The sequence below is a fragment of the Paenibacillus sedimenti genome, from assembly GCF_014534655.1.
GTDB classification, from domain to species: Bacteria; Bacillota; Bacilli; order Paenibacillales; family NBRC-103111; genus Paenibacillus_E; species Paenibacillus_E sedimenti.
In genome coordinates this window covers 453,298-470,192 of the sequence record NZ_JACVVD010000001.1, presented here as the reverse complement: position 1 = coordinate 470,192, position 16,895 = coordinate 453,298, and the positions used below count along the sequence as shown (strand labels likewise).

The 16,895-nt window shown below is 47.8% G+C and carries 14 protein-coding genes; 3 read left to right on the top strand and 11 right to left on the bottom strand.

Features of this window, described 5'->3' with window-relative positions; translation table 11 throughout:
• Positions 1-27: 27 nt before the first annotated feature.
• On the bottom strand, positions 28-1,368 hold the full coding sequence (locus tag ICC18_RS01500) for an ABC transporter substrate-binding protein (protein WP_188172610.1): 1,341 nt from the start codon (positions 1,366-1,368) through the stop codon (positions 28-30).
• Positions 1,369-1,394: 26 nt separating this feature from the next.
• A complete protein-coding gene (locus ICC18_RS01495; protein WP_223192248.1) occupies positions 1,395-2,387 on the bottom strand; it encodes a mannonate dehydratase in 993 nt (330 codons plus the stop codon).
• A gap of 278 nt (positions 2,388-2,665) precedes the next feature.
• On the opposite strand from ICC18_RS01495, the gene ICC18_RS01490 reads away from it, so the two are divergent.
• The 3 genes from ICC18_RS01490 to ICC18_RS01480 all read left to right on the top strand — a co-directional run bounded on the left by ICC18_RS01490 (position 2,666) and on the right by ICC18_RS01480 (position 5,153).
• Positions 2,666-3,391: a response regulator transcription factor gene (locus ICC18_RS01490; protein ID WP_188172608.1), complete on the top strand. Its 726-nt coding sequence runs from the start codon at positions 2,666-2,668 to the stop codon at positions 3,389-3,391.
• Position 3,392: 1 nt separating this feature from the next.
• Positions 3,393-4,217: a cache domain-containing protein gene (locus ICC18_RS01485; protein WP_188172607.1), complete on the top strand. Its 825-nt coding sequence runs from the start codon at positions 3,393-3,395 to the stop codon at positions 4,215-4,217.
• A gap of 63 nt (positions 4,218-4,280) precedes the next feature.
• Positions 4,281-5,153 (top strand): sensor histidine kinase, encoded by an 873-nt coding sequence (locus tag ICC18_RS01480; protein ID WP_188172606.1) that lies wholly within the window; start codon positions 4,281-4,283, stop codon positions 5,151-5,153.
• An 87-nt stretch (positions 5,154-5,240) separates the two neighbouring features.
• On the opposite strand, the gene ICC18_RS01475 is transcribed toward ICC18_RS01480, so the two are convergent.
• The 9 genes from ICC18_RS01475 to ICC18_RS01435 all read right to left on the bottom strand — a co-directional run bounded on the left by ICC18_RS01475 (position 5,241) and on the right by ICC18_RS01435 (position 16,880).
• Positions 5,241-6,479 carry an MFS transporter gene (locus ICC18_RS01475; protein WP_223192305.1) on the bottom strand — a complete coding sequence of 413 codons (1,239 nt, stop codon included), beginning with the start codon at positions 6,477-6,479 and terminating at the stop codon, positions 5,241-5,243.
• Between the two features lie 136 nt (positions 6,480-6,615).
• On the bottom strand, positions 6,616-7,419 hold the full coding sequence (locus tag ICC18_RS01470) for an endonuclease/exonuclease/phosphatase family protein (protein WP_188172604.1): 804 nt from the start codon (positions 7,417-7,419) through the stop codon (positions 6,616-6,618).
• Positions 7,420-7,486: 67 nt separating this feature from the next.
• Entirely contained in the window at positions 7,487-7,699 is a 213-nt protein-coding gene (locus ICC18_RS01465) for a hypothetical protein (RefSeq protein WP_188172603.1), read from the bottom strand.
• A gap of 2 nt (positions 7,700-7,701) precedes the next feature.
• Positions 7,702-8,586: a carbohydrate ABC transporter permease gene (locus ICC18_RS01460; RefSeq protein WP_188172602.1), complete on the bottom strand. Its 885-nt coding sequence runs from the start codon at positions 8,584-8,586 to the stop codon at positions 7,702-7,704.
• 16 nt (positions 8,587-8,602) lie between these two features.
• A complete protein-coding gene (locus tag ICC18_RS01455) occupies positions 8,603-9,493 on the bottom strand; it encodes an ABC transporter permease (RefSeq protein WP_188172601.1) in 891 nt (296 codons plus the stop codon).
• 83 nt (positions 9,494-9,576) lie between these two features.
• Complete coding sequence (locus tag ICC18_RS01450; RefSeq protein WP_188172600.1) at positions 9,577-11,226, bottom strand: extracellular solute-binding protein; 1,650 nt, start codon at positions 11,224-11,226, stop codon at positions 9,577-9,579.
• A gap of 244 nt (positions 11,227-11,470) precedes the next feature.
• Positions 11,471-12,559, bottom strand: a complete 1,089-nt coding sequence (locus ICC18_RS01445) for a response regulator transcription factor (RefSeq protein WP_188172599.1) — start codon at positions 12,557-12,559, stop codon at positions 11,471-11,473.
• Entirely contained in the window at positions 12,534-14,291 is a 1,758-nt protein-coding gene (locus ICC18_RS01440) for a sensor histidine kinase (protein WP_188172598.1), read from the bottom strand. Before ICC18_RS01440 ends, ICC18_RS01445 begins: the two co-directional genes overlap by 26 nt.
• Positions 14,292-14,498: 207 nt before the next feature.
• Positions 14,499-16,880, bottom strand: a complete 2,382-nt coding sequence (locus ICC18_RS01435; RefSeq protein ID WP_188172597.1) for an EAL domain-containing protein — start codon at positions 16,878-16,880, stop codon at positions 14,499-14,501.
• Positions 16,881-16,895 lie beyond the last annotated feature (15 nt).

Genomic DNA, 16,895 nt, shown 5'->3' with positions numbered 1-16,895 from the left:
CGCCTTATTGCGTATACTTTGAGCCCGTTACTTCTTGCCGTAAAGCTGTTTTAGTTCTTGTTCAAGCTGATTGAGAGATTTCTGGGGATCCATCTTCTCGACTACAATTCTTTGCACCGCTCTCGTCGTAAGCTGCATCGATTTGGCCTTCGACCCGAGATCGTCCTCCGGACCCGGATAATTGCTCGAACCGACGACGCTGTCGACCATTTTCATCCAACCGGCGGCTTTATTGTTCGGATCCTTCCAGAATGGCATCTCTTCCGAGCCTTTGAGCACAGGCTGGAATTTCCCGCCCATCACTTCCACGAATTTATTGTAGAAATCTTTGTCAAAAAATTCAGTTACGAATTTTTTGGCCCACTTCGTGCCCTTGGCGTTCTTGAATATGGCGAATACGTTGCCGCCTCCCAGTATAAAATCGCCCTTAGGGCCGGCGAGCTTCGGAATCAGAAGCGTATTTTTTTCCAGCTCCGGCTTATCCTTCTTGGCCTGATCGTATACGCTTCCGCTGTTGATGATGAAGCCGACCGTGCCTGCGAGATAAGCGTTGTTATTGCCGTTATCGTCCCAAGTCACGGAAGACGGCGGCGTTAAGCCTTCTTTCCAAAATTGAGCGAGAAACGTGAAGGCTTCAAGCGTCTCTTTCGAATTGACCACGATATTGTTATCCTTATCGACAACGGCTCCGCCATAAGCAAGAATCACATCACGGACAAAGCTCTCGGCGTCGCCACCCCCGGACTGTCCGAGCGGAAGGCCTACGGCATAAATGCCGTTTTTCGGATCATTGACGATTTTGGCTTGCTCGTAAAGCTCCTGCCATGTTTTCGGGATAGGTAAATTATGCTTTTCCCATAAATCTTTACGCAGGTAGGCTCCGCCCATTTGGAAAGACTGAGGAACCATGAAATATTTATCTTGCACGACGGAAAACTTTTTGGCGCCCTCCGTAAAATTAATTTTCGTAATAATGTCCGAAGTGTCCACCAGTTGGTCGGAAGCGACAAACTGCTTCGCCACAGGGTCATTCGCCACAATCAGATCAGGCGGGTTTTTGGCTTCAATCGCAGCAAGCAGCTTCGTTTTCAAGTCGTTCTGGGATACGACCACGTATTCCGTTTCAATATTGTTCGCCTTTCCGAATGCCTCTACGCGTTCCTTCATCAGGTTGTTATAGGCCTGCGTGTATTCCCCTTTATCCCAAAAAACGAATTTCTCTTTGGCTCCGTTAGATACAGCAGCCGGTGAACTCTCGTTGCCGACCGGTGTAGAAGTTGCAGCTTTATTTCCTGTCGAGCAGCCCGCAGCAATGGATCCGAACAAAACTGTAACCGCTAAAACAGAACTCCATCTATGCCAATTCATTGTCTCACCCCGTCATTGGATTTTGATTATATCGCGTACATGGCGCAGAGCAGCGCTCTGAGATATCCGATGGAATAGGCCAGACCGATGCCGCAGGCGCTGCGATGGTCGCCACTGTGACGAACCGGATCGTCCCCTTCAAGAACGGGAATATGATCCGGATTGATGCATCCGTCATAGCCTACCTTCCTCAATTCCATTAATATCTTGAACATATTCAAATCCCCGTCGTCTAACAGCGTCTCTTCAAACCCGCCCGAGGTCGGCAGGCTGCCACGCACATTTCTCATGTGGATCAGATGAATGCGCCCTTGTCGGCCATAATGGTTAATTTCGTCCAGCACGAGCGACGATCCGCCCGCTTCGGCCCGAGTGCCTATGCAATAGATGTAGCCCACTTGCTTACTGGGAAAAGCATCCGTAATGCGATGATATCCCAGGCCGCCGAAAGGTGTATCCGCGTTGGGCGTATCCGAGGGGTGCATCGACAGCTTCACCTTGTAGTCTTCAGCTATCGGAACCAGTTGACTATAGACGGTCAGGAAACGCTCCCACCAAGATTGCAGTTCTTCATATGTCGGCGTCTGTTGCGGTTGCTTGGTAAGACCTAGGCTTTCCCCCCGGGAGATATAGCCTCCTCGCAGCACCGCATCATACTTGGTCATCAAGTGATCGAACGTATCTCCGGCAAACCGCTGCCTGACGATGGGAACACCCGCTTCGCCGAATACCTTCATGGCGTTAACAGTATTGTCCAGTTCATTTTCGGAGCCGGGAAGATTGCGCATGAACCTTTCCGACATGTTGGGCAGCGTCACCCGGTTCATATCGAGCCCAAAGGATCGAAGCCTGCGTCTTAGTTTCAGCAGTTCATCCAAATCCGGATACCCCTGCTCCTTCACTCCTGCGAAGCTGGAGCCGTTCCCGAAATCGAGGCAATCGGCCCCCAGCTGAACAAGCTGCTTCAAATAGCTGTCGGGGTGATCCGTTCTTGCGGTTGTTACGGAAATTCTGATCAATGTCCTCATCCTTTCACTGTCGCTTAGGGCAATTGGGAAACGCTTTCATCTACCTTTGATTATAAAGACTGCAAAAAGAATAAAAAGGCGGTTCATTCCTCTTTTGGTATCATCTATTGGCTTCATAAGGACACGCCGGCTAAAAAGTATCATCTTTTAACAAAAGGGAATCATTTGATGTTCAATTGAACAAATGGAGGTACGATAGCCTGCAATCAATGCTATAATGTGCCTATATGAGGTTGTTTACACTTTTCCGAACAGAGAGGCGGGCCGCCGTGTATAAGCTCCTTATTGCTGATGATGAATTTGAAATCAGAAATGGCTTAAGCAACTACTTTCCCTGGGGTGACATTGGCTTCGAAGTCGTGAGTCAGGCTGATAATGGCGTGCAGGTTATGGATTACACCGCTAGGCACGAAGTGGACGTCCTTCTTTGCGATATCCGGATGCCGATTATGACCGGTATTGATGTGGCCAAAGAGCTTTACCATAAAAAATCACCCATTAAAGTTATTTTTTTAAGCGGTTACAAAGATTTTGAGTTTGCCCAGCAGGCGCTGATCTACGGGGTAAAAAATTATATCGTCAAGCCCACGAAATACGATGAGCTAATGAACATTTTCATGAGCATCAAAGAGGAATTAAGCCAGGAGAGGAAAAAAGATGCGGAGCCCGAAGGCGGCATTTCCGATAAAGTGATTGCGGTTATCAAAAACTACGTAAAAGAGCGCTACCGTGACGCTGCTCTGGAAGACGCTGCGGAGTTAGTTCACATGAGCCCTTACTATATCAGCAAATATTTTAAGCAGAAGACGGGTGAAAATTTTTCGGATTATGTCATTTCCGTCAAGATGGAGAAAGCCGCCCAATTTTTAAAGGAAATCGATTTTAAAACGTATGAAATCAGCGAGATGATCGGCTATAGCAACCCTAAAAACTTTACCCGCACCTTTAAAAAATATTTCGGCAAAAGCCCGCGTGAATTCAGAAATGCGGAATAAAATGAAAACCTACCATGCGTTCTTCCTGAAAAATTTATTCACCTTCTTGATCCCGATGCTTGTGCCCATTCTGATCCTGGGAACGATGTCCACGGTCATTATAAAAAGATATGTAACGGAAGAAATTAACCATAATACGACCAATATGCTGAAACAAACCAAGGAAAATGTCGAGCTGATCTTTAACGAGCTTGACTCGCTGAATATCCATTTTATGGCCAACGCCATCGAATTTGCGAATTTAAAAAGCCTTATGCTCAAACCGTCGCTCGAACTCGATGACTATAAAATACTCGCAACCATCAAAAATCTGATCGATGCGCCCGCCATGGCCATGCCTTATATCGATTCCGTCTATGTCTATTTAAATAATGACAAGAATCGTTTGCTATCCACGACCTCCGGCGGGCTGATCGAATTACATGAATTTTATGATAAGGCATGGTTCGACAGCTACAAAAAGCATCAGCATGGCGATGAGTTGGTATGGACGGAAAACCGCACCGTTAAGAAATATAACTTTGAGAATTCGGCCGTGGAGCTGATCACGCTTTACCGCAAATTGTCCCGCGATCAAGGAGACGGGCTCCTCGTATTGAACATTGACGCCAAATATATCGAAAACCACTTGTCCAACTTGTCCACGTTGCCGGATCAAACCCTGCTGATTCTTGGCGCAAACGGTGAAGTGATGTTTAAAAACAAAAAACTTCCCTATTTTAATCAGTTGAATACGAATCAACTCATTTCAGAGAAGCTTTCATTCTATGAGACGGACCTGAACGGCCAGACGTTTATCGTATCCAAGTTGAATTCGGATAAATAAGGCTGGACGTTTTTATCGATCGCCCCCAAAGCCTCGTTGTATAAGGTTCCCAATGATTTAAACTTGACGAGCCAACTGCTCCTGTTGGTTTCCTTTTTATTCGGCGGCGGGTTGACGTATTATTTGACCAGAAAAAATTACCGCGATGTGAAATCGATCGTCACGATTCTGGAATCGGCCGAAAACAACAAGCCATTGCCCGCCCTGCCTTCACGCATCAAAGACGTATACAGCTTCATCATTCACCGTATCCTGAAAAATTTTATCGAGCAAAACTATTTAACCATCCAACTTTCCGAACGCAAGTACAAAGCGCAGGCCATGGAACTGATCGCACTGCAGTCGCAGCTGAACCCTCATTTTCTGTACAATACGCTTGAGACGATCAATTGGAAAATCGCAAGCCTTACCGGCAAGCCGGGGAATTTGAATAAAATGGTCGAAAATCTGGCCGATATTTTGCGCTATGCCCTGGAAGGACACAACAAGCCGGTCATCCTGCAAAAAGAAATCGCATATACGTTAAGCTATATCGATATCCAAAAGGTCAGATACCAGGACAAATTCGACGTCATCTGGGAGTATGAGGAGTCTGTAAAAAAATACAATGTTCCGAAGCTTATCCTGCAACCGCTAATTGAAAATAGTATTTACCACGGCATTAAGGTGAAGGAAGGCAGATGCCGGATCAAAATCAAAATATGGAAAACCGGCGAGCTGCTTCATGTGGCGGTTATCGATAATGGGCTCGGCATCGACAAAGAAAGGTTGGCACAGATCAAGGATGATCTGAAGCGGGATATTGGAGAAACGGATCATATCGGCCTCTATAACACGCACAAAAGACTGAAGCTGCTCTATGGCGAATCGTTCGGCATTAGCATCCGTAGTAAATACGGCCGAGGAACGGCGGTCTACTTAACTATTCCTATATGAGCATGAAAACAAAAGGGCTGCAGCAGCAAGTCATGTTTATCGACTTCTGGCGACAACCCTCTTTTTTTTTCAATAATACGGGTGCCTCTATGCTACACCCGCTCTATCCGAAGCGGCTCTCCCTTCCGACAGTCCGCCGGAAACGAGCAGTCCTGCCAAAGCTACAGCCAGCAAGCTGTAGAACAATTCATGGTAGTCTATAAAAAGGCTAACCATGACGGATGCGGCTATGCCGCCGATATACCGGAACGTAGAGAAGATACCGGAAGCAACGCCGGATACGTCTTTAGGGACAGCTTGCAGCGAAGCGGTCTGCATGGAAGGCGTCCCCATACCCGAACCGATTCCGCCGATCAGCAAGACAAGCGCGATGTACGGGAAGGTCGGGTACCAATAAATACCGAGAAATCCCAGTAATGCTGCGCAGGATACGGCAAAAGACAATAGCACGAGCCGCTTCTTGCCCAGACGCTCGGAAAGCGCCCCACCAAACCATGAGCATGCGGACATCGCAAACGAGAATATGAACAGTAAGATACCGACGCTTTGCACCGAGTAGTCGTATTCTTTCTGCAGCAGAACGGGCATCACCAGAATCGTGCTGTACATGATCGCGTTGCTAAGCAAAATGGCGACATTGGCGCTTATGAACATACGGATCTTGAACAGTGCAAACTGGATAAGCGGCTCTTTGCATCGTCTCTCCTGCCAAATAAACAAGAAGACGGTGAGCGCCAAAATGGCTATCGTCCACATACTCAACATTTTCGGGTGGGTGACGGCCAGTGTAAACAAAGTCAGTCCGGCGGTCAAATACAAAGAACCTGGAATATTCCTGTTGGCGATAACGCCTTGCCGGGCAAGCAAATCGCCGAGATTCAGCAGGAACAATCTAGACTTGGCAGGCAGCATGGCGTCGATGTAGAAATGATGGTCTTCATCCAATCCCCAGCTGTCCCGCGCTGAGAAGAGAGATGACCAGCATCGTTTCAGGCTTTCCAGCAGATGCGGTAAGTCAGTCACATTCAGGATCGTTTCATACTGTCCGGCGAATGAAGCTTCTTCCAGATCCTCTGCACACGAGGAAGAGCGCACCGCCACCCCGCCTCCAAGTTTAGGCCCATCCTGAAGCGATTCGAAAGCAGCTGCAACCTCTCGAAATACTTCATCCGGCAATTCCTCATCGGCGAGCCGTTCATCCATGCCGGACCAATCCTGCTCATGGCTCAGCCCGTTTGCTGACATGAAACGATGTAGCGCATTGGATGTAACGACAAACCCGCCCGGTATGCTGACATTTTGATCTGTCAATTTCGCGAGTTGCAGCGCTTTTGAACCACTTTAGTCATGTCAACAAAAAAAATCGGCGATCGCTCCCTGTTGAATACAAAGTATCGATCGCCGAGTTCGGCGGGTATGTGCCGCGTCTTTCGGAAGGAGAGGGTTGAAGAGGGTTACAGCCTTAAGCGAGTTTCAATCTGGCAACAATCGGATAATGATCGGACGGGTAACCGCCGTCGATCTGTCGCCGGTCGACTAAGCATTCCATGACCGAAATTTCCGGCGAGACGAAAATGTAATCGATCGGCTTGCCTTCGTCTCCTCCATGAAAGTTGTGAGCCGTCAGGCCAGCCGATGCAGGAAGCACTGTATAGGCGTTAGTCAGCCATGGCATGCCGTCAATACCACCTTCAATCTTAGCTTCCTCCTCTAGAAACCGGATCGGCTGATGCTCAGGAAAGCTGTTCATGTCTCCCATCAGGACGGCAGGCAGCCCATAAAGAGAACGGTGGGTAATGATATATGACCAGATCACTTCAATTCCCCGGTCCCGCGCTTCCTGACTGGCGTGGTCCAAATGAGTGTTATATAGCATGAACTCCCGGTTCTCAGCGATAAGTCGGCAGCGAGCCCAGGTGCAAATACGCGGAAAGTAGCTATCCCAGCTCTTTGAGGCGACTTCCTCCGGCGATTCAGAGAGCCAGAACTGCCCGTGCTCGAGGATTACTACCCGATCATTCTTGTAAAAGATCGCGCAGTGTTCGTTATCCTGTCCGCCGAATCGCCCCGAGCCGATCCACTCGTAACCCGGCAGCTGTCCGTGAAGCTCGATCAGCATATCACGGTACCCTTCCTGCGTGCCGACGATGACCGGATCGCGATCCTGAATGATGCCGGATACGCGGTGTACGCGCAGCGGCCAAGCGTTCTCTCCGTCGTTCGGTGTGTTGTACCGCAAATTGAAAGTCATCACTGTCAATTCCATATCGAAACCCCTCGCGTTCGTTATTCGAAATAAATGGGATTCGTAATGGCTGCCAAGAGATTCTGATCTACCTCGGAAAAATGGCGCCATACTTCCGCCCTGTTAAAGTCCGTCCGACCGTTTCAGCCTCGAATTCAGTCCAAAGTTCGCCTTCCAGGCTCACTTGCAGAGCTGCCGAATCATCTCCGCCGAGCGCACCTCCGCTCCATCCCCTTACCCGCCGTTCGTCACGGAGTGACCGTTGTACACTCTTTCTCCCTTTGTTGCATCCACTGTTCATCCTTACTCCTTAACAGACCCAAGCATGATGCCGTGTATAAAATATTTTTGCAGAAAAGGGTATACCACGAGAATCGGCACCATTGACACGACGATTTTGGCGCTGTTCAGCGTTTTATCCGATATTTTGGCGAGCATTTCCTGCTGGGATGAATCGATCTCCGAGATGTTCAGCTGTACGACGAGCTGCTGAATATAAGTTTGCAGCGGATAATACTCCATGCTCCGCATGAAAATCATCCCGTCAAAGAATGCATTCCAATGGCCAACCACACTGAACAGTGTGACGGTGGCGAGCGACGGCAGGGAAAGCGGAAGGAAAATTTGCAGCAGCATGTACCAAGGTCCCGCTCCATCTATATAAGCCGCATCGGTCAATTCCTTGGGCATGTTGCGGAAAAAATTCATCAGCAGCACAACGTTGAAAACCGGCACAGCACCCGGCAGAACAAGCGCCCATATCGAGTTGAACAGACCGAGTGACTTCACCGTCAGGTAGAGAGGAATGACGCCCCCGCTGAACAACATTGTGAAAAGCATGAACCACATATAGACGTTCCGTAGCGGAAATTCTTTGCTGCTTCTGGAAAGCGGGTAAGCCATTAATACGGTTAGAAGGAAGTTAACGCCTCCCCCAATGATAACGCGCTTCACCGAAACGAAGAACGAATTGATGAAGTGAGGCTCTTCAATGATTTTACGGTAAGACTCGATATTGAAGCCCACGGGCCAAAATTTGACCAGACCTCCCGCTGCTGCCGCCGTATTGCTGAATGATACGGAAACCGTATGAACGACCGGCGCCAGCGAGATGAGCGAGATAACAAGCATAAGCGCGATCACTGCGGATTCGCCTAACCGCGCCGATAGCGTTTTATTCCGTACCATGTTTTAACCTGCCTCCTCAGAAGATGCGGTAATTAGCGAATTTGTAAGCGATGCGGTATGAAAGGACGATCAGGATAAACCCGATCACCGATTTCAGCAAACCGACGGCTGTTGCGAAGCCGTACTGGGCTTGAACCAGTCCGACCCGGTACACGTAAGTATCAATAATATCTCCCGATTGATAGACAACGGGATTGTACAGATTGAAGATTTGATCGAATCCGGCATTTAAAATGTTGCCGATGCTGAGAGTAGCGAGCAGCACCGTCGTCGTCATCAGACTTGGCAGCGTGATGTACCAAATTTGCTTGATCCTATTCGCCCCGTCTATCTCCGCAGCTTCATACAGCGAAGGATTGATGCCGGCGAGCGCGGCCAGATAGACGATGGCGGCGAATCCGAATTCTTTCCAAATATCGGTGCCGACCACAATGGCGGGAAACCAGGTATTGCTGGTCAAAAACATGACCGGTTCCATTCCCATGGCCTTCAGCGAATAGTTGATGATCCCTCTTAAAGAGAACATCTCAATAATAACTCCCGCTAGGATCACCCAGGATAAGAAGTGCGGGAGATATACGATGGTCTGCACCCACCGTTTGACCATCATGAAGCGAACTTCGTTCAACAGCACCGCAAAAATGAGCGGTACGATCAAGTGTACGATAATTTTGCATAATGAAATGAAGACCGTATTGTATAAAATAATGCCGCTATCATTAATCTCAAATAAATATTTGAAGTTCTCGAGACCGATCCATTCAGATCCTAAGATGCCTCGGCCGATCCGGAAATCTTGAAAGGCGATGGCAATACCGAACATCGGCACGATATGAAAAACGATCAAAAGGATGATGCCGGGAAGCAGCATCAGATGGTAATGCTTATAGTAAGATTTGATGTTCATGCTCGGCTCACCTCCGGTCGATAAGCGAAGAAAGCACCGCCTTACTCGAAGGGAGGTGCTTCTTTGCTTACCCGATGTCAAGATTACTTGCTGGCTGCCTTAAGCTCGTTTTGGACTTCTTTCGTGATTTCGTCGCCGCCCTGAGCTTTCCAATCGCTTACGAATTTGTCAAACGAATCAAGAGGCTGATCGCCCATGACAATTTTAAAGAACGCTTCCGTCTCCAGCTTTTGCAGATTCGCCCACTTCCGTTCCATCGTTTTGGTGACGGCCGTATATTCGCTGTACACTTTATTGTAATTCTGCTTCAGCACTTCTGCCGGAACGGTGTATCCCCAGTATCCCTTCCAGTCCTTAACGTCCTTGCGGGGATTCGCTTTGTCGCGCATCGCTTTGTCATACATATCTTTCATTTCCGGGTTCAGCTCTTCCGGCTTCATCGCGCCGCTCATTGCCTTCTTGAGCATCTCGGACTTACGTTCCACGGCGTCCGCATAGTCATAAGTGGCATTGCCAATCGGCCAATAGCTGGCATCAATGGAGAAATCCAGCTTCAAGGCGTCCGGATCCACTTTTCGCTGTGCGGCAATAAAATTGTTTGCATAAATCATCGCAGCTTCCGGATGTTTCATTCCTTTTTTGACGACGATGAAGCGGTTGCTGACCGGAACCATCAGATTGTTTTTCTGGCCTTTCGCATCCATGATCAAATAAGGGGTGAAATCGGCTTTTGGGTTGTTGGTGAACGTATCGGCGATCATGCCGGTTGCCCACCAAGGTCCGAAGAACAAACCAGATTTGCCGCTAATGACATTGGGGTTCGCATTTTTCAGGATGGCGAATTCCTTGTCAATCAAGCCTGCGGCGTACATTTCACGAAGTTTGCCGAGCGCCTGCTTCGTCTCTGGCAGCGTAGAACCATAGACGACATTCCCGGAACTGTCCTTCACCCAATTCGTAGGGTAAGCGTTATACGCCTCGAATAGCCCTTTAAAGTTATGGAAACTAGCTTTGCCTCCGTTTTCGAACGCTTTGTCGTATCCCGTCAACCCGATCGTATCGGTTTTGCCGTTGCCGTCCGGATCTTTCTCGACGAACGCTTTGGCAATCGTCGCGATATCGTCGACCGATTTCGGAGCCTGGAGGCCAAGCTTCTCCATCCAGTCCTTTCGAACCCAAAGGAAGCTCATCGCATCCGCTTGTACGCTGATGTTCGGAATCCCCATGAGTTTGCCTTTATAGGTTGCCTTCTCAATAGCCTTATTGCCGGTCGAGTTGTAAAGCTCTTTTGTCAACGGTGATGCATATTTTTCATATACTTTGGACAAATCTTCAAGTTGACCGGCGGCTGCGAGGCTCAGGAACGTCCCCTCGTCGACGAGCATAATGTCGGGAATATCATTGCTTGCTACGGCGAGGTTGAGCTTTTGCGTATAGTCCGCTCCCGAAGCGTACCAAAGCAATTTAAACGAGATGTTTGTCTTATCTTTGATGTACCGTGTGTATTGGTTATTTTCCGCCGTATCTCCTTCCGGAAGTTTCGCCCCTGCCGTAACTCCTTTAAAGGTCGTGATTTCAATCGGATTGGGCATTTTGAACTGGTCGACTTTTTCGTTTGGCACAGCTGAGGCATTGCCGCCGGTATTCGTGCTCGCCCCTGGATTCTGGCTGGTGCACGCTGACACGAACGCGGCGGTAAGTACGAGTAGAATAAGCGATTTCCCTTTTTTCATTCTTGTCCCTCCTTGTATGCCCTTCTACCTTAATCATAGTTAAAATAATGGGTATCAGCGTCAGATTGCGTCTTGAATTCGGTAACATTTCATCTCTCATTCAAACTTCCGGGTGATTGAAAAGACAAAAGTATACCGGTTCGAGGACGGATTGTAACCATGCCCTGCTAGTTCGAATGATAGTACGGAACTCTCTCCCTTTCTGCCGTTTTTTGTAAGCCTGATATGAAGAAGGGGTTAAGCGCTATACTTGGCGTTTTGATTCATTTTCTTTTTTCCGAAACTCGCTAGGCAGCATCCCGGTCACATCGCGAAACACGCGGCAAAAATATTTCTCATTCGGATAACCGGACTGAGCAGCGATCCATCCGATCGTTTTCCCGGTTTGCCGCAAGAGCGCCTTGGCGTGCTCCACCCGGATATCCCTGACGTAATCGTTAAATGTCTGCCCGACAATATCTCTGAAACAGCGGCTGAAATAACTTCGGCTCATATTGACCCGTTTGGCTACATCAAGCAAATGAAGATTCTCTTGAAGCTCGCGCTGAATGAAATCGACGGCTTTCCAGATGCTCGCTTTCACTTCAGCCGAGTAGTCCTTCGATCGGTTATAGGTCTCTGCGGCTGCACGGACTTCCTCCAGCCATGCTGCCCAATCATTCCAGTCCGCGTACTGGCGACCTGGAAAAGCTTCCGGCAAAAATTCGCTTCCGAACAGTCTCTTCCAATGATCTGCGGCAACGTAAAACAAACGTTCCAGCTGAGCGGCAGTAAGTTTCAGCCGATCGGTTTCGTCGATTAGGCCCCTGAACACTCTCTCATCCATCATCCAATCCGGCTTTGCCCAGCATTCCCCAATTTCATGAAGCTCCTGCATCGATATATGACGATCAAGGTGATCATCGTCCTTTTCACGCTGTCTGGAGGAAGCATGGGACTCCGTAAGCGCCTTCCATTGATGGATACGTTCAACAACCCGGCGCAGCACTTCATCGAGCTGCTCTTGTTCCAGTTCTATTTTGGTAATATAATCCAGAGCACCGAGCCGCAGCGCTTCCTGGATCAGTTCGAAATCCTGATGAAAAGTCAGAACGACCATATCTGTCTCCGGATAGCGATGTTTAACTTCTTTCATTAACTCGAGTCCCGACATCACCGGCATCGCCAAGTCCGTAATCAGCAAATCCACTTGGTGCCGTTCCATGAATTCCAGCGCTTTTTTGCCGTTCCCAGCTTCACCAACGACACGAAGACCGTATATTTCCCAAGGCATCATCGCGATGAAGCCCTTACGAACCAAATGATCGTCATCCACGATTAAAACATTGATCATTACGCTCCTCCTCCTGCATGACCGGCAAACGAAGCCGTATCGTCGTGCCGCCTCCCAGCTGACTCTCAATCCGAAAGCTCGCTGATGCTCCGAATTGAAATTTGATCATTCGGTTAACATATTGCAGACCGATCCCCATGCCCACTTTCTTGCGATTCTCCGTTGTCTCACTCATCAGACTGCTGATTTCTTCTTCCGACATGCCGTCCCCGTTGTCCTTGACGCTAATCATGACATGTGTTCCCCCGTCTTCTTCCACCCCAACTTCGATCACACCTTTGTCTTCAAGACCGTGATAAAGGGCATTTTCTACGAGCGGCTGAAGGATGAAACGGGGGATAGCCAATTCCAGTGCCTTATCGGATGCGTGAATCTTAATGTCGAATTCAAAATTGTAGCGGATGCCCTGCAATTCAACGTAATGTTTTAACGCTTCGATCTCGTCCTTGATGCGGGCTTGCCCGCCTTTACCCAGATTGTAATAAAGCACTTTGTTCAGTGTGGAAACCAGCCTGTCGATCTCCTTTTGCCCGTTGGCTCGAGCCAGCCAGCGAATCGTATCGAGTGTATTATGGATGAAGTGAGGGTTGATCTGCGTCATCAGCTTCTCCACCTCCAGCAGCGCCTTGCTCTGTTCTTTGCGTTCCACCTCGTCGATCAATCCCCCGATCCGGCTTCGCATCTCGGCAAACTCCCGGTAGATGACGGCGAATTCCGCGATCCGCGACCGCCTGGCCGGTGAAAATTCCGTATTGTTTTTCACATTACGGATGTCCATGATCAACAGGTTTAGCGGCCTGTACATCATACGCCAGATGATCCATGCGATGAATCCGCTTGCCGCAAGTGTCAGAAAAGCCGACAATACGAATTGCTTGATCCACCGGTTGATCTCCAGCCGGTAATCAGCCTCGGGGATCGCTGCAACAACTTTCCATGACTGGTTGCTGGTCTCCTCGAACCGGTAGTACTTGCTCCGACCGTCATCATTAGACTCAGAGGCATATAACGCTCCGACAGGAAAATCCCGTTGGTTTTCGCTGTAAGCAATCCGCCCCTCATTGTCTACAATGAAATGGGCCAGGTGATTCCCGAATTGATCGCTGCTGATGATGCTTTCCGCCAGCTTGAAATTGGTCTCGATATATACGTAGATATCGTTTCGTCCCGGAATCTCCACCTGGCGCATAATGGATAGAACCTGGTTGCCATCGATTGGATTAAGCGACAGATGAGGCCCGAAATACGTGATTGTGTTGAAGCTGAACAGCTTAGGGAGCTTGCTTAGATCGCTGTACTCGCGAACTGAGAAGTTCTCAAACAATATCTCTTTTTCATTTCCCAGATAATAGAAGATGAGCCCAAGCGTAGGATTCGTAAAATGGATCAGATTAAGCTGGCTCTGTATCTCATCGTTCAGCAGCTTTTTCTGATACAGATCAGTCGTAAGATAATTGTCCAGCTTTTGTCCGACCCGTCCGTCAAATGCAAGCTGCTGGGAGGTGTGATTTAATTGGCTGAGCGTATTTTCAAGTGAAATTCTGACCTGATGCAGATTGCTTTTTACGCCGGCTTCTGCCTTGTTCTTGAGGATCGCGTACATTGAAAAGTAGGATATCGTACCGATCAGTACTAGCGGGGTCAGAGAACTAATAAACAGCATAAAGATAAGACGATATTTCAGCGAATAAGGACGAGACGCAAACATATCCCAAAATTTCGAAGCGGACATCGATCAGCCTACTTCCCGGATTTTAGTATGGACTGCATAATGATTTTGCTGCAACTGACCTGAGCATAAAGGAAAGCGCTTTCTTTTCACTATAACAAACACCCCCCCAAGAATTCAATTTACTGAGGTATTCTGATTCATTTTAAACAGAAAAAAACAGATCATACTCCAGTAATCAGTTACATGGGTGTGATCTGCTTTTTTAGCTCATCTAACTAAATCATTTGTATGTAACAACTCAATAACCCGGTCGGCCGGTACCGGTTTACTGATAAGAAATCCTTGAATTTGATCGCACCGGTACGTTCGGAGAAGATGAAGCTGCTCCGGCAGTTCAACTCCCTCCGCCACTACGGTAAGTTTAAGCCGGTGTGCCATTTCTATTAATGTCGAGACGACAACTTGGCTTCGAACGTTATCTGCCAGTTGATCAATCAGCGTTTTATCAATTTTCATACATTGTATGGGCAGTTGGCATACATATTTCATCGAAGAGTAACCTGCTCCAAAATCGTCGATCGAAATCATAAATCCCAAATTTCGCAATTCGACAAGAATGTTGATCACTTCTTCAAAGTTTTCAATCGCAAAGCTTTCGGTCACTTCCAGTTCAAAATGGCACGGATCGACGTTTTCATCAGTAAATACGCCTTGAATCCGTTCAATAAAATTGGGCTGAAGCAACTGGACGCCTGATATATTGATGGCAACAATCAGAGACATGCCGGGAGATTGCTTTTGCCAAGCGACGAATTGCCGGCATGCCGTTCGCATAATCCATTCGCCCATATCGTTAATGATGCCGGAAGACTCGGCAATGGGAATAAATTCGTAGGGTGAAACGTGCCCAAGCTGCGGGTTCGTCCACCTGAGAAGCGCTTCCACCCCGGCAATTTTATTTTGCACAAGATCCCATTTAGGCTGGTAATGAAGGGTAAGCTCTTCGCCATTGATCGCATCTTTCAAGAATTGCTCAATAAGCATTCTTCTTGTCCGAATATCCTCAATCGTATCCGAAAACCAACGGTAATTATTTTTACCGGTTTCTTTAACATCCAGCATAGCCATGTCGGAATGATGCAGCAGGCTCTCCGAATCGGTACCGTGTTCCGGATACAAGCTTATTCCGATACTGGCCGATATCGAGGCATGATAGCCACCGAGAACATAGGGCGCATTGATCGTCTCTTTGATGACTTTCGCCAGGTGATCGATTTGGCCGAAGTCATGAACAGCCTGAGAAATGATACAAAACTCATCGCCTCCCAACCGGCAAAGGAATTCACCTTCCTTGATACAGCGCCGCAATCTCACGGAAACCTCCTTCAGCAGCAGGTCGCCCATATGATGTCCCATCGTATCGTTGATTAATTTAAACCGGTCCAGGTCGATAAAGATGACGGCAAAGCTGGAATTAACCTGTTGGCTGTGTCTGATCCTGTCCTCGAGGTACTCAAAAAAAGCTTTCCGATTAGCAAGATTAGTCAGCTTATCATGATTCGCTTGATATTGGATCTCATTTTGCGATTTTTCGAGCGACGACATCATGTGGTTAAACGACTTCTCCAGTTGAGTAATCTCGTCTCTGCCGGATTCCCGGATGCGAATCGAAAAATCTTGTTTCGTCTTAATGACATTCATACCGCCTATCGTATGGTTCAATCTGGCAAATATCGTTCGCTGAAGGACGTAACTAATGATAAAGAAGAATACCAATCCGGAAAGCCCGAAAAAGAACATGTAAAACATGATGCTTCTCTGTGCTTCTTGATATAATTCTCTTGGCTTCATGAACTGTAAAAGGATAGCAGGTTTATTATCGACGTCCGGAAGCAGAGTGAAACTTTTTATCGTCGATTCATCGGACTCTGTCCAAAATGGAAAGGACCGATTTTTGGAAATTGTTATGGCCGTGGCTTGCGCAGGTGGTCTAAAGGACGGATCCACAATAGATATTGTCATAGGGATGTCCGCTTTTTCAGAGATATACCGAATATAGTTCGAATCCAAAAAACGCGCAAAAACCAAGGTTCCGTGAACGGGTCCTTCATTATTGCTCGTTAAAACGGGGTACGAGGCAGCGATCAGAGGCTGCTTGTCCACAATCAATAACCCCTGCTTACGGGAAGAAGCATCCGGTTGTTCAAAGAAAGAAGCATGTTCTTTCATTAGCATATTGATCATTGAGCTTGGATACTCAAGAGGGAGGTTATTGGCATAATCGTAAGCTTTTCCAAAGTAGATTTGTTTGCTGTTATTCATCAGCAGCGTCATATTGAGTCGGCTTGATGTATACAAAGAATCGGTATAATTGACTGTGAGGTAAGGGTCGTTGTTACCAGGAATTGTCGGTCTGGCAACAAAGTTGTAGGTATCATCCCAGCCTGCATAGTTGATCGTAATTGCGCCTAGATTCGTATATTCATCAAAATAGGAAAGCAGGCTTTGCTTCATGTTTTCACGCAAACCGTCCAGTTCCATCCGCTTATAATTATTCAGCAATGTCCTCTCTGAAATCAGGTACAGAAGCGTCAGCAGGCTAAGTGTGGTCAACCCGACATAGATCATGATTTTCCGGCGAAGTGACATAACTGTATCAACCTC

Coding starts and splice junctions, on each gene's coding strand:
- ICC18_RS01500 (WP_188172610.1), bottom strand. CDS start 1,368: ATGAATTGGCATAGATGGAGTTCTGTTTTAGCGGTTACAGTTTTGTTC.
- ICC18_RS01485 (WP_188172607.1), top strand. CDS start 3,393: ATGAAAACCTACCATGCGTTCTTCCTGAAAAATTTATTCACCTTCTTG.
- ICC18_RS01470 (WP_188172604.1), bottom strand. CDS start 7,419: ATGGAATTGACAGTGATGACTTTCAATTTGCGGTACAACACACCGAAC.
- ICC18_RS01465 (WP_188172603.1), bottom strand. CDS start 7,699: ATGAACAGTGGATGCAACAAAGGGAGAAAGAGTGTACAACGGTCACTC.
- ICC18_RS01460 (WP_188172602.1), bottom strand. CDS start 8,586: ATGGTACGGAATAAAACGCTATCGGCGCGGTTAGGCGAATCCGCAGTG.
- ICC18_RS01455 (WP_188172601.1), bottom strand. CDS start 9,493: ATGAACATCAAATCTTACTATAAGCATTACCATCTGATGCTGCTTCCC.
- ICC18_RS01450 (WP_188172600.1), bottom strand. CDS start 11,226: ATGAAAAAAGGGAAATCGCTTATTCTACTCGTACTTACCGCCGCGTTC.
- ICC18_RS01445 (WP_188172599.1), bottom strand. CDS start 12,559: ATGATCAATGTTTTAATCGTGGATGACGATCATTTGGTTCGTAAGGGC.
- ICC18_RS01440 (WP_188172598.1), bottom strand. CDS start 14,291: ATGTCCGCTTCGAAATTTTGGGATATGTTTGCGTCTCGTCCTTATTCG.
- ICC18_RS01435 (WP_188172597.1), bottom strand. CDS start 16,880: ATGTCACTTCGCCGGAAAATCATGATCTATGTCGGGTTGACCACACTT.